Annotated in this window: 17 protein-coding genes; 1 reads left to right on the top strand and 16 read right to left on the bottom strand. The window is 62.3% G+C overall.

Annotated features, from left to right (window positions below; genetic code table 11):
• Positions 1 to 124: 124 nt before the first annotated feature.
• A complete protein-coding gene (locus tag ACFOTD_RS08970; RefSeq protein WP_378117822.1) occupies positions 125 to 664 on the bottom strand; it encodes a hypothetical protein in 540 nt (179 codons plus the stop codon).
• Between the two features lie 89 nt (positions 665 to 753).
• Here ACFOTD_RS08970 and ACFOTD_RS08965 point away from each other — a divergent pair, with 89 nt between their 5' ends.
• On the top strand, positions 754 to 1350 hold the full coding sequence (locus ACFOTD_RS08965; RefSeq protein WP_378117820.1) for a TetR/AcrR family transcriptional regulator: 597 nt from the start codon (positions 754 to 756) through the stop codon (positions 1348 to 1350).
• Between the two features lie 367 nt (positions 1351 to 1717).
• Here ACFOTD_RS08965 and ACFOTD_RS08960 read toward each other — a convergent pair whose 3' ends face one another.
• The 15 genes from ACFOTD_RS08960 to ACFOTD_RS08890 all read right to left on the bottom strand — a co-directional run bounded on the left by ACFOTD_RS08960 (position 1718) and on the right by ACFOTD_RS08890 (position 25579).
• Entirely contained in the window at positions 1718 to 3445 is a 1728-nt protein-coding gene (locus tag ACFOTD_RS08960; protein ID WP_378117819.1) for a proline--tRNA ligase, read from the bottom strand.
• A gap of 635 nt (positions 3446 to 4080) precedes the next feature.
• Positions 4081 to 5457, bottom strand: coding sequence for a serine--tRNA ligase (gene serS / locus ACFOTD_RS08955; protein ID WP_378117817.1), 1377 nt, complete (start codon positions 5455 to 5457; stop codon positions 4081 to 4083).
• Positions 5458 to 5475: 18 nt separating this feature from the next.
• The gene (gene serC / locus ACFOTD_RS08950) at positions 5476 to 6576 is read right to left on the bottom strand and encodes a 3-phosphoserine/phosphohydroxythreonine transaminase (protein WP_378117816.1); all 1101 of its coding nucleotides are present in this window, start codon (positions 6574 to 6576) and stop codon (positions 5476 to 5478) included.
• Between the two features lie 385 nt (positions 6577 to 6961).
• Positions 6962 to 11671 carry a beta-xylosidase family glycoside hydrolase gene (locus tag ACFOTD_RS08945; RefSeq protein ID WP_378117815.1) on the bottom strand — a complete coding sequence of 1570 codons (4710 nt, stop codon included), beginning with the start codon at positions 11669 to 11671 and terminating at the stop codon, positions 6962 to 6964.
• An 84-nt stretch (positions 11672 to 11755) separates the two neighbouring features.
• Positions 11756 to 12790 (bottom strand): LacI family DNA-binding transcriptional regulator, encoded by a 1035-nt coding sequence (locus ACFOTD_RS08940; RefSeq protein WP_378117814.1) that lies wholly within the window; start codon positions 12788 to 12790, stop codon positions 11756 to 11758.
• Between the two features lie 101 nt (positions 12791 to 12891).
• Entirely contained in the window at positions 12892 to 14628 is a 1737-nt protein-coding gene (locus tag ACFOTD_RS08935; RefSeq protein ID WP_378117813.1) for a hypothetical protein, read from the bottom strand.
• A complete protein-coding gene (locus ACFOTD_RS08930; RefSeq protein WP_378117811.1) occupies positions 14625 to 15482 on the bottom strand; it encodes a carbohydrate ABC transporter permease in 858 nt (285 codons plus the stop codon). The genes ACFOTD_RS08935 and ACFOTD_RS08930 overlap by 4 nt, the downstream gene beginning before the upstream one ends.
• Entirely contained in the window at positions 15475 to 16398 is a 924-nt protein-coding gene (locus ACFOTD_RS08925; RefSeq protein ID WP_378117810.1) for a carbohydrate ABC transporter permease, read from the bottom strand. Before ACFOTD_RS08925 ends, ACFOTD_RS08930 begins: the two co-directional genes overlap by 8 nt.
• A gap of 94 nt (positions 16399 to 16492) precedes the next feature.
• Entirely contained in the window at positions 16493 to 17851 is a 1359-nt protein-coding gene (locus tag ACFOTD_RS08920) for an ABC transporter substrate-binding protein (RefSeq protein ID WP_378117808.1), read from the bottom strand.
• A gap of 415 nt (positions 17852 to 18266) precedes the next feature.
• On the bottom strand, positions 18267 to 19271 hold the full coding sequence (locus ACFOTD_RS08915) for a DUF4432 family protein (RefSeq protein WP_378117806.1): 1005 nt from the start codon (positions 19269 to 19271) through the stop codon (positions 18267 to 18269).
• On the bottom strand, positions 19265 to 20881 hold the full coding sequence (locus ACFOTD_RS08910; RefSeq protein ID WP_378117804.1) for a hypothetical protein: 1617 nt from the start codon (positions 20879 to 20881) through the stop codon (positions 19265 to 19267). The genes ACFOTD_RS08915 and ACFOTD_RS08910 overlap by 7 nt, the downstream gene beginning before the upstream one ends.
• Positions 20874 to 22073: a glycosyltransferase WbsX family protein gene (locus tag ACFOTD_RS08905; RefSeq protein ID WP_378117802.1), complete on the bottom strand. Its 1200-nt coding sequence runs from the start codon at positions 22071 to 22073 to the stop codon at positions 20874 to 20876. The genes ACFOTD_RS08910 and ACFOTD_RS08905 overlap by 8 nt, the downstream gene beginning before the upstream one ends.
• Before the next feature lie 192 nt (positions 22074 to 22265).
• Positions 22266 to 23285, bottom strand: coding sequence for a DUF4917 family protein (locus tag ACFOTD_RS08900; RefSeq protein ID WP_378117800.1), 1020 nt, complete (start codon positions 23283 to 23285; stop codon positions 22266 to 22268).
• Between the two features lie 677 nt (positions 23286 to 23962).
• Entirely contained in the window at positions 23963 to 24574 is a 612-nt protein-coding gene (locus ACFOTD_RS08895) for a flavin reductase family protein (RefSeq protein WP_378117799.1), read from the bottom strand.
• A 54-nt stretch (positions 24575 to 24628) separates the two neighbouring features.
• Positions 24629 to 25579: a ring-cleaving dioxygenase gene (locus ACFOTD_RS08890; RefSeq protein WP_378117797.1), complete on the bottom strand. Its 951-nt coding sequence runs from the start codon at positions 25577 to 25579 to the stop codon at positions 24629 to 24631.
• Positions 25580 to 25605 lie beyond the last annotated feature (26 nt).

Raw genomic sequence — 25605 nt, 5'->3', positions numbered from 1 at the left:
TCGCCCGATGATTCGGCCCATGCGCCGTTATCTCATCTTATTAGCGCGCAGGGAAAAACATGTTCGGACCGGCCATAGGCGGGTTGTGAGCAAGGGCAGGAGCAGGTGCAGGAGCAAGGTCAGATCAGAGTTGACGCTTTTCTTTTTTGGGAGAGAGGGTGTAGCTGAAGCTGATCAAAAAGTCGATGCCGAGCACGAGGGACCACAGCCGGATCACCCGGACGAGCTGCTCCGTGCTGCCCCCGTCGTCGACGAAGTAGATCATGCCGGCCAGACAGAGGCAACCGATCGCCCAAGCTAGCAGGTGCTTGAACCAGCCAAGTCGTTCCTGCCGCGCATGCTCTTGTCCGAATCTCGCTTTGGGCGCCGGCGGCTCTCCCCCGGCGAACCGATGCGCGAAGCGTGCGTCCGCCCACCGGATCATCGCATGGCCGAACGCGATCGATACGCCTATATAGACGGCGGATAGCCCATGCACAAAAGTAGCCTCGGCTCCCTGCCTCAGGTGGATGACCGTCACCGCGAGCAGGACGACGTCGACGACCGGGGTCAGCAAGAGCAGCGCGGAGCCCGTCTTTTTCCACTTGAGAAGGTAACGGCACGCCAATCCTGCCAGAATAAGCACCCAGAACGCGATCTCGCAGCCGATGATGACGCCGATCATCTCAACACTCCCTTTTACCATACAGTCGTATTAATTAAATTCGATTATACCAGTTTATTTTAATAATACAATCGTATTATAATAAGAACATGCCAAAAATCGTCGACCATGAGAAACGAAAAGAACATATCGCCGAAGCCGTCTTGCGCCTGATCCGTCGCGAGGGTATCGACAGCGCTTCCGTACGGCGGGTCGCCGAGGAGGCCGGCTTGACGCTGGGCGCGCTGCGACACTACTTTGACGCCCAGCACGATCTGCTCGCCTATGCGATGCGCCTGCTCATCGCGCGAGTCGGCGCGCGGATCGAGAGACTTCCGCTGGCGGGACAGATGCGCGCGGACATCGAGGCGATCATCGCGCAGCTCGCGCCGCTCGACGAAGAGCGCCTCGCGGAAGCCGAGATCTGGCTGGCGTTTGCGGGCAAGGCCGTGTCCGACCCTGCGATCCGCGCGCTCAGCCAAGAGGTCCACGAGGCGCTGTTCGATGCCTTTAAGCGTATGATTGTCGCCCTGTGCGAACGCGGCCTCGCCCGTCCCGGCATCGATCCGGAGCTCGAAGCCCGCTTGCTCCACGCGCTCGTCGACGGCCTGGTCGTCCACTATACGACCTACGCCGAGCATCTGGATCCCGCGGGGCTGATGCGGATCGTCTCCGCCCATCTCGATGGGCTGATCAGGCGGGATTAGTCGGCGGGATCGCCAGCGCTGCGGGGCATCCGGGGCCGAGTATGCGGGGCCGAGTATGCGGGGCCGAGTATGCGGGGCCGAGCATACCGGCGGAGCATGCGGGCGGAACAGGCAGGCGGAGCATGCGAACGAACAAACGTGACTGCGTCACAAATGGACACAGACGCCGTTATTTTACGTCAATCGCCGAAAGTCCGCCGCTTGCGGACAGGGAGTCCGCTATCCGGCCTTTGCAGGCTCGAATCAGTGCTTCGATGCGGCGATAACGGATCCTGTGTCCGTTAACGCTGGTCCGCAACCGGTTTGAGCAGGAATAGCGAATTCCGTGTCCGACATGACGGCCTGACGCGAGTTCCAGCAGTGTATCCTATCGGTATGTCATCGCAGCTCGCCGCTTACAGCGTTCAACGGCATCCGCCGCGGAGACCGCCTCAGCTTCCGGAAGCGAACGCTCCGAATACTCGACGATCCCCTCGCCCGCCCGTTTGCCGATAACGATGCGGAGCGGGATACCGAACAGATCGGCATCCTTCAGCTTGACGCCCAAGCGTTCGTCACGATCGTCAAGCAGCGCTTCGACGCCGTTTTCCTGAAGCATGCGGCCGATCTCCTCCGCGAGCGCTCTCTGCGCGGCATCCTTCCAAGAAACGGGCACGATATGCGCTTGAAAAGGCGCGATCGCCGCCGGCCAGCGGAAGCCCCGTTCGTCATGATGCTGCTCCGCGACGGCAGACATCATGCGGGAGATTCCGATGCCGTAGCAGCCCATGACGACGGGCGCCGCGGCTCCCTTCGCGTCCGCAAATTCCGCATGTAGCGGGAGGCTGTATTTGGTCCCCAGTTTAAAAACGTGGCCGATCTCGATCCCTTTACGCAAGCCGAGACTGCCTTCCGCACAGCGCGGACACGGATCGTCCGCCTCCGCATCGCGCAGATCGCCTACCCTTGCCAGCGAAAAGTCACGCCCGGGCACGACCCCTCGCAGGTGGAATTCCTCTTTGTTCGCGCCCGTTATGCCTGTTGCCATATCCGCCACGGCAAAGTCGACCCACAGCGGCAGGTCCAATCCGACCGGACCTAGAAAGCCCGCGGGCGCAGCGGCGAGCGCCGCGATCGTCTCGGCATCCGCCATTTCCAGCGTATCCGCGCCGAGCAGACGTTTGAGCTTAGTTTCGTTCACTCCGTGATCCCCACGAATCGCGACAGCCGTCACTTGTCCATCCGCCGCAAACAGCAGGGTTTTAACCGTCTCGGCGGCTGAAACGCCCATCGCCGCCGTTAACTGATCGATCGTTCGCGCGCCAGGCGTATGGACGAGCTCCGGCGAAGTCTCCTCATCGTTCGCAGAAAACGTTCGCGGCTCGCCCTCCCGCCTTCCGGCCTCCGCTTTTTCCAGATTCGCCGAATATCCGCAATGCGCGCAAAAAGCGATCGTATCCTCGCCGACATCGGCCAAAGCCATGAATTCGTGTGAGCCGCCCTCCCCGCCGATCGTTCCCGAATCGGCCTCGACGCCCCGCACCTCCAACCCGCAGCGCGCGAAAATCCGCTCGAACGCTTCGTATATGACGCGATACGCGCGGTCCAGACTTTCTTGGTCCGCTCCGAACGAATAGGCGTCCATCATCAGAAACTCCCTGCCTCGCAGCAGTCCGAACCGCGGGCGCCGCTCGTCCCTGAATTTCGTCTGGATCTGATATAACGTCATCGGAAGCTGCCGATAGGAATTCACTTCGCTCGCGACCAGCGCGGTAACGACTTCCTCATGCGTCGGTCCCAGCACGAAGTCGCGATCGCCGCGATCCTTAAATCGAATCAGCTCGGGGCCGTACGCTCCGTAACGCCCGGACGTTCGCCACAACTCCGCCGGCTGCAAGGCGGGCATCAGCATTTCTTGCGCTCCGGCATGATCCAGCTCCTCGCGCACGATGGACGAGATCTTGCGGAGCACGCGCCAGCCGAGCGGAAGAAACGTGTAGACCCCCGAAGCTACCGGACGAATGAACCCGGCGCGCAGCATGAGTCGATGGCTGGCGGCTTCGGCATCCGATGGAACTTCCCGCATCGTCGGGGCCAACAAACTGGACTGATACATGAACCGACACCTCCCGGAAAATAAAAAAGAACGCCTTCGTCAGGGACGAAAGCGTTCGCGGTACCACCCTAATTCGACCGAATCGGCAAGCCGATCGATCCTTCGCGGATAACGGGGCAGCGCCCCGGCAGCGAATACTTGAACTTCCTCGCTGCGGCTCGCAAGGCGGGAATCGTCCACTCGGTCAGGGAAGCCTCTCAGCCTTGGGCTTCTTCTCTGCGCAGCCGATCGTGTACGGTCGTTTCCTTGTGTCTTCGCCGTTGTGTTCATAAAAGTGTGAATTGTCAAATAATTTACGCGAATGGCGGCTTATTGTCAAGTCTCGCCCATGCGCGGCAGCGGGACAGAAGCGGACCTTACGATGAAGCTACGGACTGCGAGGCACTGGCACGAACGCTTCGGGCAGCGCGCGACACGGACACAGCGGACGTTATTTACTCGAAATGCCGTCAATCCGCCGGTAAGCGGACAGAGAATCCGCTATTGCGCTCACACATACTCCAAATGAGCTTTGCGCGCATGAATAGCGGATCCTGTGTCTGACAAACCTTGATTTTACCTATATTACTCGAAAATAACGTATGCGGTGTCCGACACGCGGCAGATTGTGCTTTAATCGGGAAGCCCCGTGTGTCTCACTCCACCCGAATCTCTTCCGCCCCGCCCAAGTAGGGGCGCAACGCGGCCGGCACGTAGACCGAGCCATCCTCCCGTTGGTGGTTCTCGAGCAGCGGGATCAGAATGCGCGGCGTGGCGACCGCCGTATTGTTGAGCGTGTGCGCGTAGCGCAGCGTCCCGTCCGCGTCGCGGTAGCGGATCCCTGCCCGGCGCGCCTGAAAGTCCAGCACGTTCGACGAAGAGTGCGTCTCTCCGTAAGCGCCGCGGCTCGGCATCCAAGTCTCGATGTCGTACTGCTTGTGCGTCTTCTGCGACATGTCGCCGATGCAGACCGCCACGACGCGGTACGGCAGCTCCAGCAGCCGCAATATTTCCTCGGCGTTGGCCGTAATCTCCTCCAGCATCGCATCCGATACCGCCGCCTCGCCGCGACAGACCACCACCTGCTCGACCTTGGCAAATTGGTGCACCCGGTACAGCCCATGCACGTCGCGCCCCGCCGAGCCTACCTCGCTTCGGAAGCATGGCGTTGCTGCCGCAAGACGGATCGGCTCATCCAACGCCACGGTCTCGCCAGCGTAATACGACACCAGGCCGACCTCGGACGTGCCGATCAGATATTTGTCGCCTTCGGCCAGCGCGAAGGTCTGATCCTTGCCCGTCGGGAAAAACCCGGTGTTCTCGAACGCTTCGCCGCGCATCGTCGCCGGCAGCTCGAGCGGCGTGAAGCCGCGCCGCTCCAACACGTCCATCGCCAGCTGCTGCACCGCGCGGTGCAGGCGGCTGCCGATGCCCTTCAGCACGTAGCTGCGCGTGCCTGCGAGCTTCACCCCGCGCGCCAGGTCGAGCAGGCCGAGCCGCTCGCCAAGCCGGACATGATCCAGCGGCTCGAAGGCGAATGCGGGCACCACGCCGACTCGGCGCAGCTCGACATTGTCCGCATCCGATCTCCCGTCCGGTGTGTCCGCCGATACCGGGTTCGGCACGAGCGCGAGCAGCGCCCGCCACGCGGCCGAGACTGCCGCCAACCGCGCCTCCAGTTCCGCGAGCTTGGCGTTAGCTTCCCGCACCCGACCTTTTGCATCGTCGATCCGCGCTTCGTGCGCCGCCACCTCCGACGCTTCGCTAATCGAAACGCCATTAGCGAGCTCCGCGTTCTGTTCTCCCGCGTTCCCGAAGCTCTCTCCACTCAGCGTCCGCTGCGCCTTGACGAGCGCCGAGATCTCCTCGCTTCGCCGGTTGCGCTCGGCCCGCAGCCCCTCGACCTCTTGCAGCAGCGCCCTGCGCTCAGCGTCCAGCTCCAGCAGCTCGCGAATCGATACCGCGATTCCCTTGCGAGCCGCCGTATGCTGCAGCAGCTCCGCATGTTCGCGTATATACGTCATATCCAGCATGTTCGCCAGCCTCCTTCCTCAGCCCCGCCGCTTCCGGAAATCGTGCATGAAGCCCGCCAACGCCCGGCACGCCTCGACCGGCACGCCGTTGTAGATCGACGCCCGCATCCCCCCGACGCTGCGGTGGCCCGCCAGACCCGCGAAGCCGGCAGCCTGCGCCTCCTGCACGAACGCCTTCTCCAGCGCCTCGTCCGGCAAGCGCCACGTCGCGTTCATGGCCGAACGGTACTGCGCCTCTACGATGCCGCGGTAAAATCCGCCGCTCCCGTCGATCGCCTCGTAGAGCAGCGCCGCCTTCTCCGCGCTCCGGGCCTCCATCGCCGCGACGCCCCCCTGCCGGGCCGTCCACTCCAGCATCAGCTTCATCATGTAAATGCTGTGGACCGGCGGCGTATTGTACAGCGAGTTGTTGCTCGCATAGGTCGCATAGCGGAAAATCGCGGGGACCTTCGCCTCCGCAGAAGCCGCCAGCAGGTCCTCTCGGATCACGACGGCCGTGACGCCTGCGGGTCCCAGGTTCTTCTGCGCGCCTGCATAGAACATCGCGAACCTCGTCCAGTCGATGTTCCGGCTCAGGATGTCGCTCGTCATGTCGCCGATCAGCGGGATGCCGCCCGTATCCGGAAATGCCTTGAACTGCGAGCCCTCGATCGTATTGTTCGTCGTCAGATGCACATAAGCGGTGTCGGCTGCCGTCAGGCGCGCGACTCCCTCGTCGAGCCCGGGAAGCCTCGCCCATCCGGTCGCCTTGCCGCTCGCCAGCGCCTCCGCAGCTCCGACCGTCAGCGCCTCCTCGTACGCCTTTTCCGAAAAGCTGCCCGACAACACGTAATGCCCCGCCTTGCCCGCCGCCAGCAGATTCATCGCCAGCAAGGCGAACTGCGCGCTCGCCCCGCCCGACATGAACAGCACGCGGTAGCCCGCGTCTTCCAGGCCGATCAGCTCAAGCAGCAGCCGCTCCGTCTCCGCGATCATCCCTTCCACCGGCTTGCTGCGGTGCGACATTTCCATAAGCGACATGCCCTGTCCCGCAAATTCGATAAAGCTGTCCCGTCCCTGCTCCAGCACCTCGAGCGGCAGCGCCGCCGGACCCGGATTGAAGTTGTACGTCCGATCCATTTCCCATCGCCTCTTTCCCAAGATTGTCGTTTGAAAACGCAAAGACGCCCCTCGTCCGAATTGGGACGAGGAGCGTCAGCTCGCGGTGCCACCCAACTTGATGAACCGGCGCGCGGGCGCGGCTCATCCTCTTGGTTCCGCGGTAACGGGCGGGGCCGGTAAACTTAGGATACGGCCGTATCTCGCGATACCGGGCCGCTCTTGACGGGAACGCCTCCGAGTTGGATGCTCTTCACGGGCATGATTCCGATCTGTAATTGTGTGATCATTCTAACGGAGCGTCGGCGGGATTGTCAATCCCGAAGGCGTGCGAACACTAAGCGCGAGCACGCCAACGTAAGCACGCCACTTCGAGCACGCAAGCACGAGCCGCAGCCTGAGCGGGTCAGCTCGCCCTGAACCAATCGAACGCCGCCGTCCCGGTCGCCGCGCTGAACGAGGAGGCGGCGACGCCGACCTTCGCCTGCCCGGACGCGGTCGACGAGCCGTAGCCGCCGATCGGCGTCCAATAGTCGCCGTCCGCGCTGTAGTACGCCCGGTAATAATATCCCGCCTTGTCGAGACGCAGATAGATCGTCCCGCCGGGCACCGGATCGGCGACGCTCGCGCCGCCCGACAGTCCCTGCCCTGAAAACTCAAGCCTGCCGCCGCCGTTGAACTGCCGGTCCACCTTGATATAATGCGTTGCATCGTACCAGATCAAGACGCCCGCCTGCTGATAGTTCTGCGCCGGCTTGTAGTCGACCTTGGCCGTCAGCGACAGATCCTCGCTCGCCGCCGTCTGCACGACCTTGCCCGTGTCGTCGTTGGAGCTCGCGGCGATGCCGATCTGCAGCTTGCCGCCGGAGACGGTCGCCGTACCGGAAGCGCTCCACTTGCCGGCCAGCGCGGTGCCGTCGAACGCGTCGTCCATCGTCTCGACATGGAACCAGTCGAACGGCACCGACCCGCTCGCGGCTGAAAAGGAACCTGCGGCCACACCTGCCTTGGGCGACGTCAACGTTGCCGTGCCGCTGCCGATCCCGGTCCATGCCGCGCCGTCCGCGCTATAGGAGGCCGTGTACACATTGCCGTTCTTTTGCAGCCGCAAATAGATCGTCGACCCCGGCACCGGATCCGCCACGGACATGCCGCCGCTCAGCGTCGGCCCGGCGAACTCGAGCGTATTGCCGCTGTTATACGTACGCGACAGCTTCACATAGTGCGTCGCATCCTGCCAGATGAGCAGTCCGCCCTGCATGTAGTTGGCGGCAGGCTTGTAATCCAGCTTCGTCGTCAGGACATAATCCGAGCCAGCCATCGTGCGCAGCACGCGGTGCTCCGCGAATCCCTCGTTCGCCGGGACGATCAGATTCAGCTTACCGCCGTCGACCGTATACGCGCCCGTCGGCGCCCAGGCCGTTTCGAGCGAACGGCCTGCGAACTCGTCGTTCATCCCGCGCTTCTGATACTGGAACCAGTCGAACGCCGCATACGTGTTCTCGTTCGCCGCACCCGCCGAGGACGCGATGAACCCGACGCCGAACTCGGCGCCAAGGGCCGCGACAGCGTCCCCGCCGATCTGCGTATACGCCTGATTGTCCACGCTCTCGTAAGCCCGGATCGTATCGTCCTGCTTGACGATCCGCAGGTAGACCGTCTGCGCGGTCGGATGCGGATCTGCGTACGACCCGACGCCGCCGCTCACGCCCGCTCCGCCGAGCACGTACTTTGCGCCGCCGTCGGACTTGCGCACGAACTTGAGGTAGTGCTGTTCGTCCAGCCGCACGACCAGTCCCGCCTGCTGCCCGCTCTGCGAGGGCAGGTAGGTCATCTTGGCCGTTGCCGTAAAGTTCCCCTTCGCGCCCGGTTGCACGATGAAATTCTGGTCCGTGCCGACCGCGCGTACCTCCAGCTGTCCGTTATTCAGCCCTGCCGGCCAACCTGAACCGCTCCAGTAAGAATTCAGATATCTCACGGCAGAAAAATCGTCGTCGACCGGTTCCCCGTAGGTGGTAAACGTCCTGATGCCTCCCGCGTTGGCGACCGAGCCGCCTGCGTTCACCGCCGTCACCTGCCAGTAGTAGCGCACGCCCGGCTCCAGCGCCCGGTTCAACGCGTACTGGATCGTGCGGCCCACGTTCTGGTCGAACAGCGGATTGGACAAGTCCGCCCGCTTGGACACCTTCAGCTTGTAGCTCGCCGCGCCGTCGGACCAGTTCCAGCCGAACCGCGGGTTCACGGCGCCGACCTGCGCGGCGTCCTGCTTGGGCAGCAGAATATCGAACGCGCCCGGCTGGGCCGTACCCGCCGACGCGGTCAAGGCGATCGTACGGCTAGCGCCGGGGTCGAGCGTCACGTTCAGCTTGGCGAAGTTGCCTTCATCCACTCCCAGCACCGCGAGGCCGCCGGCGTCCGTCGCCGTCGTCGCGCCGTCCGGCACGCGGATATACACGGTACGCGTCCGGGATGCAGAAGCGTCCGTATTTTGCAGCGTGACGGAGATGCCCGCTTCGTCGTACGTGCCGGAGACGAGAATGCCGCCATTCGTCCGCAGGTCCTCGAAGCCGACGCCCAGGTCCAGCCAGGATTGCGCGACGCCGGGGAAAACCCGAATCTCCGTATCGCTGTCCCCGTCCAGCAGCATCTGGTCGATCGCGGCCACATAGGCGCCGTGCGCGCCGATCTCCGGCGCTTTTTTATAATCCTCGCCGTCCGTATGCGTCTCGACCATGCTGATGTCGTCGTAGAGATGAACGCTGTTCTTAAGACCCAGCTTGACCGTGCGCAGCGCCTCGTCGGCCAGATGCAGCTTGGATGCCAGTACGGAAGCCCATCCCTGGTTAAACGTATAGTCCATCTGCGTAGCCGCGACGTTGAGGTACGTGGCCAGCGCCTCCGGCGACATGATGTCGTGCGTCTGCATCCACCAGAAAGGCTGCGCGAGCAGCGTCATGTCCGCGCCCGTCTGCGAATTGTACCAGAACGGATCGAGCAGCTGCGGGAGCAGCGCGTCCCAGGTCGCGTTCGATACCCCGTACTTCTGGGCCTGCCGGATCGACCAGATCGCCGCCGTGCTCTGGTTGCCGTCCCCGGGATGGAGCGCGTTCGGATCCCACGGCGTCGGGCTCCATACCCCGCTGTGCGCATACCCCTGCCATTTGTCGAAATAAACCTGGTGCGCCAGCTGTGCCTTTGTCACCTTTTGCAGGAGCGCCTTCGCCGACGTCAGGTCCGCGTTCGTGAACGTCTTCTGCGACAGCACCATGGCCGCGACGTTGCCGCCCGGGAAGTCGCTGCGCCAGCCCTGCTCGAGGCCCGGATTCTGGATCGGCTTGGCGTTGTAGCCCATCAGCCACGCATACTTGGCGCTGCCGCTCGGATACCCGTAATAGGGATCGGCCGCAACGGCTTCCGCATTCGGCAGCATCCGTTCGTACCAGTCGGTCATCCCCTTGCTGACGTCCGCATGATTGCTGTACAGCATCGCAAAGTGGCTGTAGACGAGATCGAACTCGGGCAGCACGGCCCCGTCGAAGCCGTCCGGGTTGGTGCCGTAGGCGCCCGGCGGCACCTCGCTGTTCCCGATCATGGCCCCGTGGTAATACAGGGAGCGGATGTACCAGTTGGCCATGCCGAGGTCCGGAATATCGACCTTCGACTTGCCCCAGAAATCGTCCCACCAAGCGGCCGTATCGCCGGCCAGATTCGCATAGCCGCCGCCCGCTGCGGTCTGCGCCTTGTTCGCGGCAGCCGTGACGGGATCGGCGTCCTTCAGCGAAGAGCCGGGAGCGAAGTAAAAGTATGCCGGTTGCCCGGGCCCGACCGTCGCGGAGATCGTCCCGCCCGCCGTGTCGACGGACACGCCTTGCCCGCTGGCGGAGACGGCCAGCGTCATCCGCTCTGTCGTGCCTGCATAGTCGTTTTTCGCGACCAGTCCGTTTGTTATCGCATCGTAGGAGATGGCGTAGTTGTCGTAGATCGCGCCGTAGCCGGAGGCGACGTCCGCATCCGCGTTGGTCGTCCGGCCGACCTGGAGCCTGAACGTATGGGACACGCTGTCTTCGACCTTCATGACCAGAACGCCGTCCGGATTGACGAACGCGGAGCGGCTGGAATCGAACGTCTGCGAGCCCGCCGTCAGACGCAGCGCCGTCGTCATCAGACCGGTCCGCACGTCGACCGTCTGCTTCCAGACGCTGCCGTCGATCGCGCCCGAATTCGGGCTTGCGGACGTCCCGTAGCCGCCGTTCAGCTGAAACGGCATCACGCGCTTCGTGTCGGCATGCCACCAGTAATCGTACAGGATGGCGGGGATGTGGGCGAAGTTGTGGTAGGTCATATCCTTGCCCGGCGCATCCGGCTTGGTGAAGCCGGTCGGACCGGCAAAAAACGTCGTGCCCCCGAGGCCGATGAGCGGGAATTCATAGTATCCGTAGTCGAGCCGCTCGGCCCCTTCCTTGACGAACTTCGCGCCATTTACGAGCGAATCCCAGTCCCGGTCCCAGTCGTTGATCTGGGTAGCGCTTACATTATCGAACCGGACATGTCCGCCCGAGGAGGCCAGACCCGCGATCGTGCCTTCTTCGGGAAAATCATTGCGCTCCATCGCGAGCGTTCCGTTCACGTATAGCTTGACGTTCGTCCCGTTGGCCTCGGCCTTGACCGTATACCAGACGCCGGTGCCAAGCGCGAACGGAAGGCTGTACGAATGGCCGTTCACCCACATGACGATCGTCTGATTGGCGGCGTCCAGCCGGACGGAATTGTGCGTTCCGCCGGCGCTGCGGCGCAGCAGGATCTCGGCCGAGCCCGCGGTGACGAACTTGATGTCTGCCTGAAGGCGGATGCGTGCCTGATCGAGCGATTGATTGATGTAGATCTGCCTGTCCGCGCCTGTATCGGACTGATCGAGCTCGCCCGAGGCGATGCTCCATGTTCCGCCTTGCGGCGTCCAGCCCGCCAGCGTGCCGCCGAATGCATCGGAGAACAACCCGACGTCCGCGTTCGCGTCGGCGTGCCGCGCAGGCGCCGGCCACAGGACGCAAGAAGCCAACAGCACGGCCATCGACAGGAACAGGGCCCCCTTTTTCATCCAGGAAAACTTCGCGATCATTCGAATCCGCTCCTCATATCGATATCAAGTCGCCATGCCGGAAGTGAAACGATTCATTCTTATTAAAAAGAAAGACCGCGCGGTCTATGGATAATCCAAATGCACCTTCGCGGTCATATCGGTGGAGCCGCGCACGATCAGCCTCGTATCGAACGCATGGTGCCGGGCCGGCTCGCCCGCCCCTACCGAGCCGGCAATCAGATCGACCGCAAGCGCGGTCATCTCGTCCGTCGGCAGGGACATCGTGCTGAGCTGCGGAGACATCAGCTGGGCGAGCGGCAGCTCGTCATAGCCCATCACGGCAATGTCGTGCGGGATGCGCATCTGCAGCTCTTGCAAATACTTCATGACGCCGATCGCCAGCGTATCGTTGCCTCCGATGATCGCGGTCGGCAGCGGCCGCGTCTGCAACGCCCGATGGGCGTAATGGTAGCCGTCCATAATGCGGTAAGAGGGACAATCGACGATATACTCGGGCCGTTCCTCTACGCCGTGATCGGCCAGCGCCTTCCGGTATCCCCCCAGCCGCTGGCGGCTCGTCTCCAACTCGGGCGCCGCATTCATGTAAGCGATATGCTTGTGTCCGATCTGGAGCAGATGGCTCGCCGCCCGGTACATGCCCTCGAAGTCGTCGACGCCGACCGAGTGGATCGGCGAGTCCTCGAACTTGCGCTTGTACGAGACGACGGGAATCTCCTCGGCCATGCGGGCGAGCTTAACGATCGTCTTGTCGTCCCAGCCGTAGGTGGATACGATCAGCCCGTCCAGGTTGCGGTGCATCATCTGGGACAGCAGGTCGAGCGTGCCCTCGGACGACTGCTGCGTAATGCCCGAGAACAGGATCGGCGTGTAGCCGATCTGCTCGAGGCGCTTGTTGATTCCGTCATAGAACGGCAGGAAGTACGGCTCGTTGATCAAAGGAACAAAGATGCCGATCGTGCGGCTCGATTTGGCCCGCATGTTGCGCGCGTACAAGTTGGGATGATAGTTGAGCTCGGCGATCACCTTGAGGACGGCCGCTTTCGTTTTCCGGGATACGCCCTCGGTATTGTTGATGACCTTCGACACCGTACCGACGGAGACGCCCGCCCGCTCGGCGACGTCCTTGATTCTGACCATACGCGCAACTCCTCCATAAACGCAGGCCCGGCTTGGACCGATAACGATTCATTATTCCGTAAGTGTAAACAACCGCTTTCCCGCTGTCAAAAGGAAATCCGTCAAAAATAGCGCGCGAGCCAAGCCGTACGGTCCTCCTGCTCCAACCCCCCCTTCGCCTGCTCGATCCGCCCGATCGTCGCTGCGATCGTCTCGTGCTTCAGCGCGCTTCCGTCGCCGCCGCGGAACGTGTAGGGAACGTCCGAATGCTGCAGCAGGCTCAGCCATCGGCCGGCATTGTCGAGCTCGGCATCCAGCAGCGAAGCGATGCGGCGCACGACGGCGCCTGCCTCCGGCTCCTCCTGTACGGCGCGCAGCCGATCGGCCAGATAGCTGAGCTCCAGGTGGTGGAGCCTGCACTTCACCATATGCCCGAGCATGGCCACGGCCTCGCGCTGCAATCCGAAGCCGGCCCGCTTCTCCTCGCGCACGTCCGTCCTGTCGGCCTCTTCCGCCGCCAGTCCCAGCCAATCCGCCGCCATCCGGAACCGTTCGATCAGGTCCAGCTGCATGCGCGCCGTGAAGTTCGTCTCGCCGTCGACGACCAGATAGAACGAACGGCGGTTGCTCAGCCAGCTCGGCGTCGACCACGGCGTCTTGAACAGATCGACGAAGCGCGCACCCCAGTATTCCGCGTACGGCGGCAGGTTGCCGAAGCGCAGCACCCAGCTGAGGTCCCAGGGGATAAACTCGACGGCGCGGGCGGCGTGCTCCCAGAACTGCCGGATGCCGCGGCGGCCGTCGTCATCGTCGGCATAGTCGGCCGCCAGCGCTGCGGCTACGTCGTCCCAAGGACGGTACGGGTCCTGCGCGACGAGCCGCATCGTCTCTTCGTTCACCGAGGCGTACTCCAGGGGGAAGCCGAAGTATTCCTTTATGCCGGTCACGCCGGGCACCCGGGCAAGCGCCTGAATCTGCTGATAGACCAGACGGGGGCTCGGAAAGCCGACGATATTGCCCAGATCCTCGCCGGAGCCGCCGGCAAAGATCTCGCCGACGACCTTCCGTCCCTGGTCGCTTGCGATCGCCGCGAGATTGCGGAACCACTGGTCTGTCTCGTTGACGAAATACACTTCGTGCAGCGTCGAATGGAGCGCCAGCCCGATCGCCGGATCCAGCCGTTCCGTAATCCGGTACGTCTGCGCGGCGGACAGCTCCCACGGCTCCCACCACAGCTCGAATCCCGGCTTCAGGGCCTGCAGATCCTCATGCAAGCCGTTCAAAAACGCCGGAATCCGCTCGTCCGCGGCAATGCCCCGGCATCTCGGGCAATCGCTGTCCTCGTCGCATACCTCGGCCAATTCGTCGTACGTGTACACCTGCATGCCGTCCAGCTCCGGCATATGCGCCAGCAGGTCCGCGAACAGCTCCCGGTACAGCTGCCGAACCTCCGGACTGCGCACGCAGGCGACGGAATCGCCCGGCGAGATCGTGCTGACCGTGCTCCCTTTGAGCACGCCGTACGATTCGGGATACTTGGCAAAGTCGAAGTATCGGGGAATGCCGAACAACGCGAACGCCTGCAGCCCCGCCGCCTTGACCGCGGAGACCCTTGCGCCGAGACTCCTTCTGTGCCGCTCCACCTCTTCCATGTCGCTCAGCAGCGGGAAGCTGGCGGATACGGCCGCGTTTTCCAAATTGACCGCATCGATCCACGGCCTGGACCAGGCAATATTGACGAACACCGTGTTTATATTCATCGCTTTCAACTGCTCGATCTTCTCCGCGGTATGCTCCTGATAGAGATCGCCATAGAAGTTGGGGTTACCGAGCATGCCGCATACGTTAGTGAATCTCAACCTTTAATCGCTCCTTCGACTACGCCTCTTATTAAATATCTGTTGGCCATAAAGAAAATGAAAATCATCGGCAGGATGCACAGCACGATCGCCGCGTAAATATAGTCCCAGCGCGTGCCCTGTCCCAGCATCCGCCCGTAGAAGCCGTTCAGCGCCGGCATCAGCGTCTTGTACTCCGGCTGCGTCATGATCAGATCGGGCAGCACGAAGTCGTTCCAGATGCCGATCGACTGGAGCATGACGAGCGTGGTCGTCGTCGCGGCCGCGAGCGGCATGAAGATGCGGAAGTACGTCTGGAACAGCCCGCTGCCGTCCATTTTCGCCGCTTCCTCCAGCTCCCGCGGGATCGACCCGAAAAAGCCGGTGTACAAAAACAGGGACATGGGCATCCCCATGGCGCCGTATAGCAGGATCAGGGAAATATAGTTGTTCTTGAGACCGAGATCGCCGATCAGCTTGATCTGCGGCACGAGCATGGTGAACGTCGGCAGCACGATCCCGAAGACGAAAAACAAGTACACGAGATGGCTCCACTTGCCCGGACGCCTCGCGATAATGAAGGCGGCCATCGAGCCCGCCAGTATGAGCACGAGCATCGAGAAGACGAGAATGATCGACGTGTTGAGCAGCGACCGGAAATAATTGAGCTTGTCGAACGCGACGATGTAATTGCCGAAGTATAGGCGGCGGGGCAGCTCGATCGGCGACCGGAAAAAGTCGGGCAGCCGCTTGAACGAGTTGGCGACGATCGAGAAGATCGGGTACAGCTCCATCGCCGTCAGCAGCATGAGCAGGAAGGTGACGATGCCGCCTCTGACGGCTGCGGGAGACAAGCGTCTGCTGGTTCTAATCATTGGTCTCGCGCTCCCTCCTTCGCAGCATCGTGTTGGTCGTCCCGACGAGCGCAAAAACGAAGAGGGTGACCACGACGCCCATCGCGCAGCCGAGTCCGACCTTGTAGGAGGAAACGGAGTAATCGAGAATGGCGATGTTGATGACGCGGGTCGTCGTGCCCGGACCGCCCTGGGTCAGGATGGCGATCATGTCGTACTGCTTGAGCGAGTTGATCAACAGCAGCGTCATATTGATGGAGAAGGCGGGCGCCACCATCCGCCAGGTGACCGTGAACGTCTTGCGCCAGTAGCCCGCGCCATCGATCTCGGCCGATTCGTACAGCTCCTTCGGGATGATCTGCATGTTGGCCAGGTAGATGAGCGCAGTGTAGCCGACGGAGTTCCACACGCCCGTCAGCACGACCACGACCATCGTCAGCGCGGGATTGCCCAGCCAGTTCTGCGCCAGGCCGTCCATGCCGAACAAATACAGGAAGGCGTTCAGCGTGCCCATGTTGCCTTCCTGCGCATCCAGCACCGGCGAATAAATCTCGATGAACACGAAGCCGACGATAATGCCGGCGATCAGCATGGGCAGGAAAAAGGACACGCGCATCGTGCTCGTGAAGCGCGACTTGCGGTTGAGCGCCAGCGCGAGGAGAAAACCCGCGACATTCATGAAGATCGTATTGAGCAGCGCGTAATACAGGGTGACCGGTATGGTGGAAAAGATGTCGCGGGTGCGGAACATCTTCGCAAAGTTGTCGAAGCCGACGAAATGAAAGGTTTTGGAGATGCCGTTCCAGTCGGTGAACGAATAGAAAAGCGACGTTCCGCTGGGGTAGACGAAAAAGACCGTAAAGATGATAAAGGCCGGCAGTAGAAAGAGCAGCTCCACGATTTTTTCTTTCCGGTTGTTGCGCGTTCGTGTTCCCATCCTGGATCTTCCTTTGCAAGCGTGATGGAGAAAAGCGCGCGCGGGCCCGATTCGGAGGCGAAGGCGGACCGCGCGCGCGGAAGGCGGGAGCGGGTTACTTTTGCGCGTCGCTCATCCAAGCGGTTTGCAAATTTTGCAGCTCGGCGTTCAGCACCTTCAACTTGGCATCCGCATCCTTCTTTTCCAGCATGACGTTGCCGAGATTTTTGAGATTGTTCTGCACTTCCATCGGCCAGGTCATGAAGCCGTAGGTAGGCGCGGCGTTCATGTAGCCGGACAAGGTGGCGAGGATCGGGTCGACCTCCGCCTTCACGTTCGGCTTCGCCGACAGGCTGTTGATGGCGGCGCAGATCTTGGCGTTGTTCTCGTCGTTCATCAGGTAGCTCAAAAACTTCTCGGCCGCTTCTTTCTTGGCGCCGGCCGCGTTCGCGCTCATCGCGAACGCTTCGCCCGCCGCCGCCAGCACGGAGCCTTTGCCGTCTTGCGCCGGGAACGGGAACATGCCGATATTGACCTTCTTGCCGTCCGCCAGCTGGTTCAGCACCGGAATATCCCAGCCGCCCAGCTCCATGATGCCCGCCTTCCCGTCGATGAATTGCAGGACGGCCTTGGACATTCTATCCGTGCTCAGCATCGTGCTGCCGTTCACGTAACCTTTGTCGGGCCAGTCGATCAGCATGCGCTTGAAGAGATTGGTGAAGGCCTCGTTGTTGAACTTCTCCTCGCCTGCGCCGACCTTGGCGTCGAAGTCGGGCTGCTTGGCGTAGACGTCGGTGACGGCCTGCAAGGAAGCGATGTTGAGCAGGAAGTCGGCGCCGTTAATGAACGGCGTCTTGATAGCGGGATCGTCCTTCAGCGTCTGCAGGATATGCTCGAAGTCGGCGTAGTTCTGCGGCGGCTGCAGGCCCAGGCGGTCGAACACGTCTTTGTTGTAGGCGAGCGCCATGATCGCCGTGTTGACCGGCGCCAGCACCAGCTTGTTGTCGTACGTGGAGATTGTTTTCGCCGTACTGTTGATCTCGCCTGCCCAAGGCATATTGGACAGGTCGGCGAGCACGCCGCTGTCGTAATACGGATTGACCGATGCGCCCGGCCATACCGTGAAGATCTCCGGCGTGTCATTGGACTGAATGCGTTGGGTCAGGTCCGTATAATGGTTGGCGACCGACGACAGGTTTACTTTGACATGGATGCCGGGGTTTTCTTGCTCGAAATTTTTGGCGATCTCCTTGATCGTGTCGTCCGCGTTGGACCAGAAATGCATGACCGTAATATCGGCTTCGATCGGCGCATCGCTCGGACTCGCGCTGCCGCCGGCGGACGGAGCCGCGCTCGAGGCGGGGGCGGAGGAGCTGGCGTTGCCGTTGCCGTTGTTCGAGCCGCTGCACGCGGCGAGCGACAGCGACAATAAAGCAGTCAATACGAAAAAGGCGGTCGAACGTGTTTTTCTCATTTTCGATTCCCCCGTGGATTTAAAATGGATGTTCCTTGTCCGGCAGGTGCCGAACCCTCCCGGCCAGTAGCGGAAGAAAGTTCCGCTTTGGCGGGTGCGCACGCCAGCCTCCTGGCCAGTAGCGGAAGAGAGTTCCGCTATGGCGGGCAGCTCCCCCGCTCTCCGGGCCAATAGCGGAAGAGAGTTCCGCTATGGCGGGCAGCTCCCCCGCTCTCCGGGCCAATAGCGGAAGAGAGTTCCGCTATTGCGGCAGCTCGCCAATCACCTTTCAGTGGAAGAAAGGCAAGTCCGTAACCGCTTACAGCTCGCCGGAAAATGGTGAAACGATTCATTTATTTCCAGTGCGTGCCCCTTGTTTCATTGTGCGAGCGACTTGCCAAGATGTGAACATACTAGCACCGGCTTTCGATGCCTGTCAATCGATTTTGTGAATCGGTTCATTGTTCAAGCGCACTTGCTCCCGCATCACCTCCGCTTCGATCCAGGCGCTCCCGGTCTCGCCGGGCGCCAGCGTCAACGCTTCGCCTTCGGCTGCCGCCTCCGCTACGTTTCCATGGCTTCGCTTCGGGAACAGACATACAATCTGGCCGTCTCCGAACGTCTCCGACGGACCGGTATCGAATGCTCGCCAGAGCAGCAGGTCGGGGAAGGCCTCTCCGTCCCAAGACAGTCTGAAGGCTATGCCTGTTGCCGTATTCCGTACAGTTGCCTCGCTCGCTGCCAGGCGGCGCAAAAGGATCTGCCTGTTCTCCCTCGAAGTGCCGAACGGCGGCACGCGGCGCAGATCCTCAAGCCCCTCCGGTCCTTGCAGGTAGGGCCATACGCCCGTCTTGCGGCCGTCCGTCCAAATCTCGCACGGCGGCAGATCGATGACGCAGCTCTCGTTCAGAAACGGCCGCCCCAGATTCGGATGATGGCCCCAGGTAAAATCGACAGTCTCTTCGCCGACATTCCGAACCGTCTCGTCGATCCGGATAACGGAGCAGCCCCGCCGCAGCGCGATCGTCCGGGTCAGCCGCAGCGGCAACTCCCGGCTCTGCACGGCGCATATAGCCCGGACCTCCTCGAGAGCGCCCGCGTCATCGCCCGCGCCGCCGCGCTCGATGCGGTATTCCCAAGGCAGCTGCCAGACGTCGCCGTATCCGGACAGCTCGCGCCCGAGGTGCTTGCAGCCGCTCCAGGCATTCGGAAACGCTTCGATCCAGCCCCCGATATAGCGAACACCGCCTGCTGCATTTGGCGCCGCGAGCGCATCCAGCCCGGCGGGCGACCGCCATAGCAGCTCGGTGCCGCTCGCAAGGTCGGTCAGGCTCACGATATCCGCGCCTTTGCCGGGGACGATCGTGACCGACAGCCGATCGTTCGCGAGCGTGACGACCGCGCAGCCGTGGACCTGCGTCTCCCGCGCTTCCATTACCATCGCTGATCGAACGTCTCCAGCCTCACCGGATTGTCATAGCGGTAAGGCTGCTGCAGATTCAGCCGGACCCAGGTCTCGGGGTCTGCGACGAACCGGTCCCTGACCTCCAGCATCTCCTCGTCGCCGTCCTGATTGGCCAGATCCTCGTCGAGCAAGTGTCCCAGGCGTTCGCAGGCTACCGCGTATTTCTCCTTATTGCCCTGCTTCAACGCCACCCGTACGTCGTAGGCGGCGATCGTCTCCAGATAGTGCAGCGACGATCCCCTAAGAGACGACGCGAGCCAGTTCAAGTCCGCGATCTGATCGCGGACGTCGTCCGCTTTCTCCGCGCCTTTGGCGAGCGCCTGCTCCAACAGCTCCACCGCCTCGCGGAAGTAATTCGCAGCCTCGCCCATCCGCAGCCCCAGATCTTCGAGCATCCACGGGTGGATCGCCGTCGCATGCGTAATCATGTAAAAGGAACGGCGGTTGGCCTCCCAGGCAGGCGTATCCCAATGCCAGGCGGGCACGGTCGCGGCGTCCCAGTCGTGCTTGGCCGGCTTGTGCGTCAGGTTGCAGAAGCTGTAGCTCGCATCGAACGGGATGTGCCGGACGGCTCTCGCGGACAAATCCCATGCCGCCAGCAGCTCATCCGTCGCGTTCGGCCCGTATCCCGCAGCCACCGCGGCGAGCAGCTCGGACAGCGGGGTCTCGGGATTTTTCACGTATTCCCTGAACAGATCGGTGTTGACCGACATCTTGGATACCGCGATGCCGAAGTGCTCCCGGATGCCGACCACGCCATCGATCGCGCGGAACGCCTCGGCCTGCTCGTAGACCAGCTCTGGACAAGGCAGCTTCTGCACGGAGTGGCAGCCGATCTGGCAGCCCGTGAACTGCATCTCCCCGATGACCGGGATGCCCCGCTCGGCCGCGATGCGGATCGTGTTGCGCACCCACAGATCCGAGGTGTTGCTCGGATACGTCTCCGCGATCGAATTGTTGATGATGATGCCGAAGCGTTCGGGGCGGACGGCCTGCATGATCCGGTAGGTCTGGCCGGCCGATATCTCCCATGGCTGCCACCAGAGCCTCGCGCCAGCTCTGCCTTGTTGAAGCGCATCCTGCATCAGATTGAGAAAGCGCGGCAGCCGCTCGTGCAGCGGCACGCCGGCGCACCGCGGGCAATCGCCGAATTCGCTGCACAGCCACGAATCCTGGTCGAAGGTATAGATCATCACGTCGGCGATCTCGGGAAATTCCCGCAAAAACGCGACCAGCCGCTCCGTATAATTGGCGACCACCTGCGGGTCCTGGATGCATGCCGGCGTGATGACGGAATAGCTTTCCTTCACGTTCAACAGCTGAGGAACGCCGAAGTGAGGCATGACGCGAATCCCGTGTTTTTGCGCCTGTGCGATGCGGAACCGGAACTGCGCCCGCTTTTCGTCGTCGATATCCTCCATATTCAGCACTTCGCCGCCCGGACGGCCGCCCCAGCCCAGATTCAACTGAAGCAGATTGATGCCGAGCCCTTGCAGGGCCGCCATCTGCTCGTCGTTCCACTCGTTCTCCAGCGCTTCCGGATTGCCGACGATCCCGCCGACCCAGTCGAACTTTTTGTCACGCATCGTTTGCCGCTCCTTCCTTCGTCGCCGATCCGGCCGCAGCAGGCACGCCGAACACTCGCCTGATCGCTTCCAGATACGCGTTGCCGTACTCGGTATCCGGCAGCAGGTAGCTGCCCTCGGTCCATTCGTTCCAAGCGTTCACGTAGACGATCTTGTGCGCGTACGGCTGCCGCAAAGCGAAGTCCCTCGCCATGCGGGCAGCCCGCTCGAAGTTCTCCGGCGTGTTGTTCTCCACGACCGGGTACCACGGGTAGCCCTCCATCATCCCGCCTGCGCCGGCGAATTGCTCTCCCCGGGGCGAGGAATCCCACCCTTGCGTCAGAATCGGATAGTACGGAATGCGCAGCTTGCCCGCCATCTTCTCCCAATGCGCCTCCGCTCTCGGCAGGCTGTCCGCGAAGTTCTGCCGCTTCGGCGCACGGGAGTCGAATACATTTTCCGGATCGCCGATATTCGCGCCGTACGTCTCGTCCCAGATCGTCTGGTAGTTCGTCGCGCTGGCGATGCCGAGCTCCTCCAGCCGCTCTTCCGCCTCGTGGTAGAAGCCCATTACGTTCCAGTGCAGACCTGGCAGACCCGCGCGGCTTAGCCTCTCCTCGAACCGGTCCAGCAGACGCTTGGCGCCTTCGATGCCGATCTTGCCGACCATGTCGTTCAGGTCGAAGACCGAGACGACGGGCTTGCCGCCGATCGTCCAAATGCGCGGGTGGCTCAAATACTTCTCGATCCACTCGTCGACGAGCCCCTCCATCGCCTTGTCGTCGTATTCGCTCGGGAAGATCATCGCTTTTTCCTTGGAACGCGGCATGGGAAAAATATGCTTCCAGTCGTGATTGGCCCACATAATGCCGAACTTCATGCGATGATTGTTGGATGCGCGGAGAAGCGCCTCGTCCAGCGGACGGTTCAGATAAGGTCCGCCTTCGTACCAGTACCAGTCGACATGGAAAACGGTAATGCCGTGATCGGCGGCGAGATCGATCTGGCGTTCGGCGTATTCCACGCTCGCCTCGTCGAAGCGGCCCCAGGCAGGCACCCTTGGCTGGCGATGACCTTCGTACAACGGCCTGGCTTTTTTGACCAGCTCCCATTCCGTCCAGCCTTTGCCGTGCAGCTTTTCATTTCTCGGATCGACGTGCCAGCTCGGAAAATAAATGGCCGCCACGTCGAAACCCGCGCTTCGGTCGCTCATTCAAACAACCCCTTGATTGTCATTTCTAAAAATGAACCGATTCATTAAATGACTAAAAAAATATTCATTAAACAAAGAATTACAAATATAATAATGAACCGTTTCATATTGATCTTATCATCCGCTTTTCTTTGTGTCAACGCTTTCATTTATACGCAGCGCCGATCAGTTTAGAACCTGCCCGCGGCGCCCTTAAGCGCCGCCTGCACGGTCAGCTCCCGTCTCCCCGAACGAAGCCGAATCGAAAAACACCAGCTCGCGGTCGCTTCCGAATTTGCCTGCGTACCTCGCCTGCTCGAGCATGATCGCTTCGGGGCTCATACCCGGCGTATAAATGCCGATCGCGATGCGGCTTAACGCCGACTCCCGAACGGCTTGAACGATATGCTCGTCCCCGTCGAAGGACAAGCCGAACACGGTGAGTCCGCCGGTCAGGCGCTTCAGGCTGTCGTAGCAGAACGAGAGGTACTCATTTTCTAGAATGCGCGACATCTTGTGGCGGCTCAGCCCTTCGGACACGAACAGCGGCATTGCGTCCCCGCTCCGGTACAGCTGGTCCAGCGTGCGCGGCAGCGTCAGTTGGCGACTCTCGGCCACGATCTTGCGCGTGAGCTTGTCCTCCGTGTAGAGGTGCAGCGCGCCGTGCAGGTAATACAGCGGGATGCGCTCCGCGTACTTCTCCGGCACTAGAGACGAGAAGCAGCAGTCGAAGAAGTAATCCTTGAAGGATGATGGCGCCGTCATAATGGCCCAATAGGGAATAAGGTCGTACGAGGTAGTGAAAATTGCTTCGAAACGGGCAAGCCGCACGCCAAGCTCGGCAAGCCTGCCGTGTCTGCGGCCTTCCGCGGGCTGCGCGCCTGCCGGCGTGTCGATGTCTGTCTTCTCCGGGTGCACCTGCTGCACGACCCGGACGAGCGCATGGCGGATGTCCGCGTAGAGATCCGGCAGTCTGCCGCTGGCATTGCCGACGAGCCCGTTGAGGCTGATCGCCTGGTTGATCTCGCGGAGGGCCAGCTCAAAGTTGGTCGTGCCGAGCGCCGCGAAGATCGCGGACACCGTCTCTTCCATAATAGGCACGGCAGCTTGATAGAGCGAGCCGTAGCTGAATCTCGGCGAATAGGAGATCGACAGCCCGTTGCCCGCCAGCAGCGCGTCCGCGTGCGCTTCCTGGATATCCCGATAAGCATACATCTCGTAGCGAAAAGACATATGGCGCCTCCCCCGGCAATCCCGAATCTCGCATCCCGGCGGCGCCGGGCTTTGACTCGAGTATACCAGACAGGGAGGCGCCATGCCTTCCTTGTAGGCTCGTGCGTGTGCTTTCCCTCGAAAGCACTTCGCACCGCCGGCACTGACCACGCTCGCAAGTGCTTTCCCTCGGCAGCACTTCGCGCCGCCGGCCCTGCCCGCGCTCGCAAGTGCTTTCCCTCGGCAGCACTTCGCGCCGCCGGCCCTGCCCTCGCTCGCAAGTGCTTTCCCTCGGCAGCACTTCGCGCCTCCGGCCCTGCCCTCGCTCGCAAGTACTTTCCCTCGGCAGCACTTCGCGCCTCCGGCCCTGCCCGCGCTCGCAAAGGCTTTCCCTCGGCAGCACTTCGCGCCGCCGGCCCTCCGCACGCTCGCAAGTGCTTTCCCTCGGCAGCACTTCGCGCCTCCGGCCCTGCCCGCGCTCGCAAGTGCTTTCCCTCGGCAGCACTTCGCGCCGCCGGCCCTCCGCACGCTCGCAAGTGCTTTCCCTCGGCAGCACTTCACGCCGCCGGCCCTACACGCGCTCGCAAGTGCTTTCCCTCGGCAGCACTTCACGCCGCCGGTTCTGCCCGTGCTCGCAAGTGCTTTCCCTCGGCAGCACTTCGCTCACTTAGCCGCGGCAAACCTCGCCTGCTCGTCCCTCATTCCGGCCGATCCAGCGAAAACGCTTCGCCCAGCTTCGCATAGGCGTTGCCGGCGAGCCGGCTCACCGGCTGCAGCAGCTGCGCGTCGATCCTGCCGCCGCTGAGCAGCTCGTCGGCGACATGAAAGCGGACGACGCGCCCGATCAGCAGGTCGCAGGCCGGCGCGTCTGCCGTTCCTCCCAGCGGATAGGCGTGCTCGAGCACGCATTCCATCCGGATCTTCGCCTCCGCGAGACCCGGCACGGGCACGGCGTTGCTCGGCACGGCCGTAAAGCCCGCAAAATCGAGCTCGCTCTCCTCCGGCGGAAGATTCGCCGCCGCGAGGTTCGCAGCGCCCACATTCGACTCGTCGGTGACGTGAACGACGAAGCTGCCGGTCGCCGCGGCATTGCGCGCGCTGTCCTTTTGCCGCCCGCCCTTGCGCTGGACCGATATCGACACCATCGGCGGATTCGCGGTCACGATATTGAAGTAGCTGAACGGCGCCGCGTTCACGATCCCGTCCTCCGACAGCGTCGTCATCAGCGCGATCGGACGCGGCACGATGCTGCCGATCATGAGCTTGTAGTTGTCCCGTTCGGTCTGGTCAGCCGGATCGATCGCGATCATGTTGCTCTCCCCCTTCGCCGCGGCCGTCATACGCGGCCAGCGCGGCATCCATAATTAAGCACGGTCCGCGTCCAGCACGCGAACTTCAATCGGAGGCAGCACCTGTTCTAGCTCCGCGCGTCTCGGCTCGAACCATTCGGGAAGCATCAGCCGCTCGCCGAGCGCCTCGGCCGGCTCGTCGCGGGCGAAGCCGGGCGGATCCGTCGCGATCTCGAATAGAATGCCCCCGCTCTCGCGGAAGTAAATGGCGTTGAAGTACTGCCGATCGGTAAATGGCGTCGGCTGGAAGCCGTGCACGACCGTCCGTTCGCGCCATACGCGATGATCCTCGTCGTTCTTCGCACGCCAAGCGATATGATGCACCGTACCCGAGCCGCCGTGGCCGATCGGGACCGCCTCTTCCCGCACCTCGACGATATTGCCCAGCTCGCCGTAGGCGCGGAACCGGACGAGACCGCCTTCCGAGCCGACTTTCTCAAGTCCGAGCAGCTCCTGCAGCGTCTCCATCGTCTTGTCGGGCGCAAGGCTGAAGAGGACGGCTCCGCCGAGGCCCTTGATTGCCTTGTCCGCCGGCACCCCGCCGAACGACCACTTGCTCGGCTCGCCCTGCTCGCGCTCGACCAGCTCGAGCTGCAGCTCGTCGCGATCGCGGAATCTTAGGAAGGTTTCTCCGAACCGCATCGTCCGCTCGTAGTCGATCCCCAGCTTCGCGAGGCGTCCTTCCCAGAAGGAGAGCGCGCCTACCGGCACGGCGAACGTCGACCAGCCTACCTGACCGCCGCCGATCAGTCCCTTGCGGCCGTGCTCGAACGGAAAAAACGTAATCGCCGTCCCGGGGCTTCCGCCTTCGTTGCCGAAGTAGAGGTGGTAAACCTCCGGGCCGTCGAAGTTTACCGTCTTTTTCACGAGCCTCAGCCCAAGTACGCCTGCATAAAAATCCACGTTGTCCTGCGCGTTGCGAACGAATGCCGTAATGTGGTGAATGCCCGCCGTCTTCTGCGTCATCGATATCTTCTCCTTCGCTCGTTGGC

Source organism: Cohnella sp. GCM10012308, assembly GCF_042649185.1.
Classification (GTDB): domain Bacteria; phylum Bacillota; class Bacilli; order Paenibacillales; family Paenibacillaceae; genus Cohnella.
Note: the sequence above shows the minus strand (reverse complement) of the source record. Positions and strands in the feature narration are given on the sequence as shown.

Excerpts from the sequence above, each read along its gene's own strand:
- ACFOTD_RS08970 (WP_378117822.1), bottom strand. The coding sequence starts at position 664 with ATGATCGGCGTCATCATCGGCTGCGAGATCGCGTTCTGGGTGCTTATT.
- ACFOTD_RS08965 (WP_378117820.1), top strand. The coding sequence starts at position 754 with ATGCCAAAAATCGTCGACCATGAGAAACGAAAAGAACATATCGCCGAA.
- ACFOTD_RS08960 (WP_378117819.1), bottom strand. The coding sequence starts at position 3,445 with ATGTATCAGTCCAGTTTGTTGGCCCCGACGATGCGGGAAGTTCCATCG.
- serS (WP_378117817.1), bottom strand. The coding sequence starts at position 5,457 with ATGCTGGATATGACGTATATACGCGAACATGCGGAGCTGCTGCAGCAT.
- serC (WP_378117816.1), bottom strand. The coding sequence starts at position 6,576 with ATGGATCGGACGTACAACTTCAATCCGGGTCCGGCGGCGCTGCCGCTC.
- ACFOTD_RS08945 (WP_378117815.1), bottom strand. The coding sequence starts at position 11,671 with ATGATCGCGAAGTTTTCCTGGATGAAAAAGGGGGCCCTGTTCCTGTCG.
- ACFOTD_RS08940 (WP_378117814.1), bottom strand. The coding sequence starts at position 12,790 with ATGGTCAGAATCAAGGACGTCGCCGAGCGGGCGGGCGTCTCCGTCGGT.
- ACFOTD_RS08930 (WP_378117811.1), bottom strand. The coding sequence starts at position 15,482 with ATGATTAGAACCAGCAGACGCTTGTCTCCCGCAGCCGTCAGAGGCGGC.
- ACFOTD_RS08925 (WP_378117810.1), bottom strand. The coding sequence starts at position 16,398 with ATGGGAACACGAACGCGCAACAACCGGAAAGAAAAAATCGTGGAGCTG.
- ACFOTD_RS08920 (WP_378117808.1), bottom strand. The coding sequence starts at position 17,851 with ATGAGAAAAACACGTTCGACCGCCTTTTTCGTATTGACTGCTTTATTG.
- ACFOTD_RS08915 (WP_378117806.1), bottom strand. The coding sequence starts at position 19,271 with ATGGTAATGGAAGCGCGGGAGACGCAGGTCCACGGCTGCGCGGTCGTC.
- ACFOTD_RS08910 (WP_378117804.1), bottom strand. The coding sequence starts at position 20,881 with ATGCGTGACAAAAAGTTCGACTGGGTCGGCGGGATCGTCGGCAATCCG.
- ACFOTD_RS08905 (WP_378117802.1), bottom strand. The coding sequence starts at position 22,073 with ATGAGCGACCGAAGCGCGGGTTTCGACGTGGCGGCCATTTATTTTCCG.
- ACFOTD_RS08900 (WP_378117800.1), bottom strand. The coding sequence starts at position 23,285 with ATGTCTTTTCGCTACGAGATGTATGCTTATCGGGATATCCAGGAAGCG.
- ACFOTD_RS08895 (WP_378117799.1), bottom strand. The coding sequence starts at position 24,574 with ATGATCGCGATCGATCCGGCTGACCAGACCGAACGGGACAACTACAAG.
- ACFOTD_RS08890 (WP_378117797.1), bottom strand. The coding sequence starts at position 25,579 with ATGACGCAGAAGACGGCGGGCATTCACCACATTACGGCATTCGTTCGC.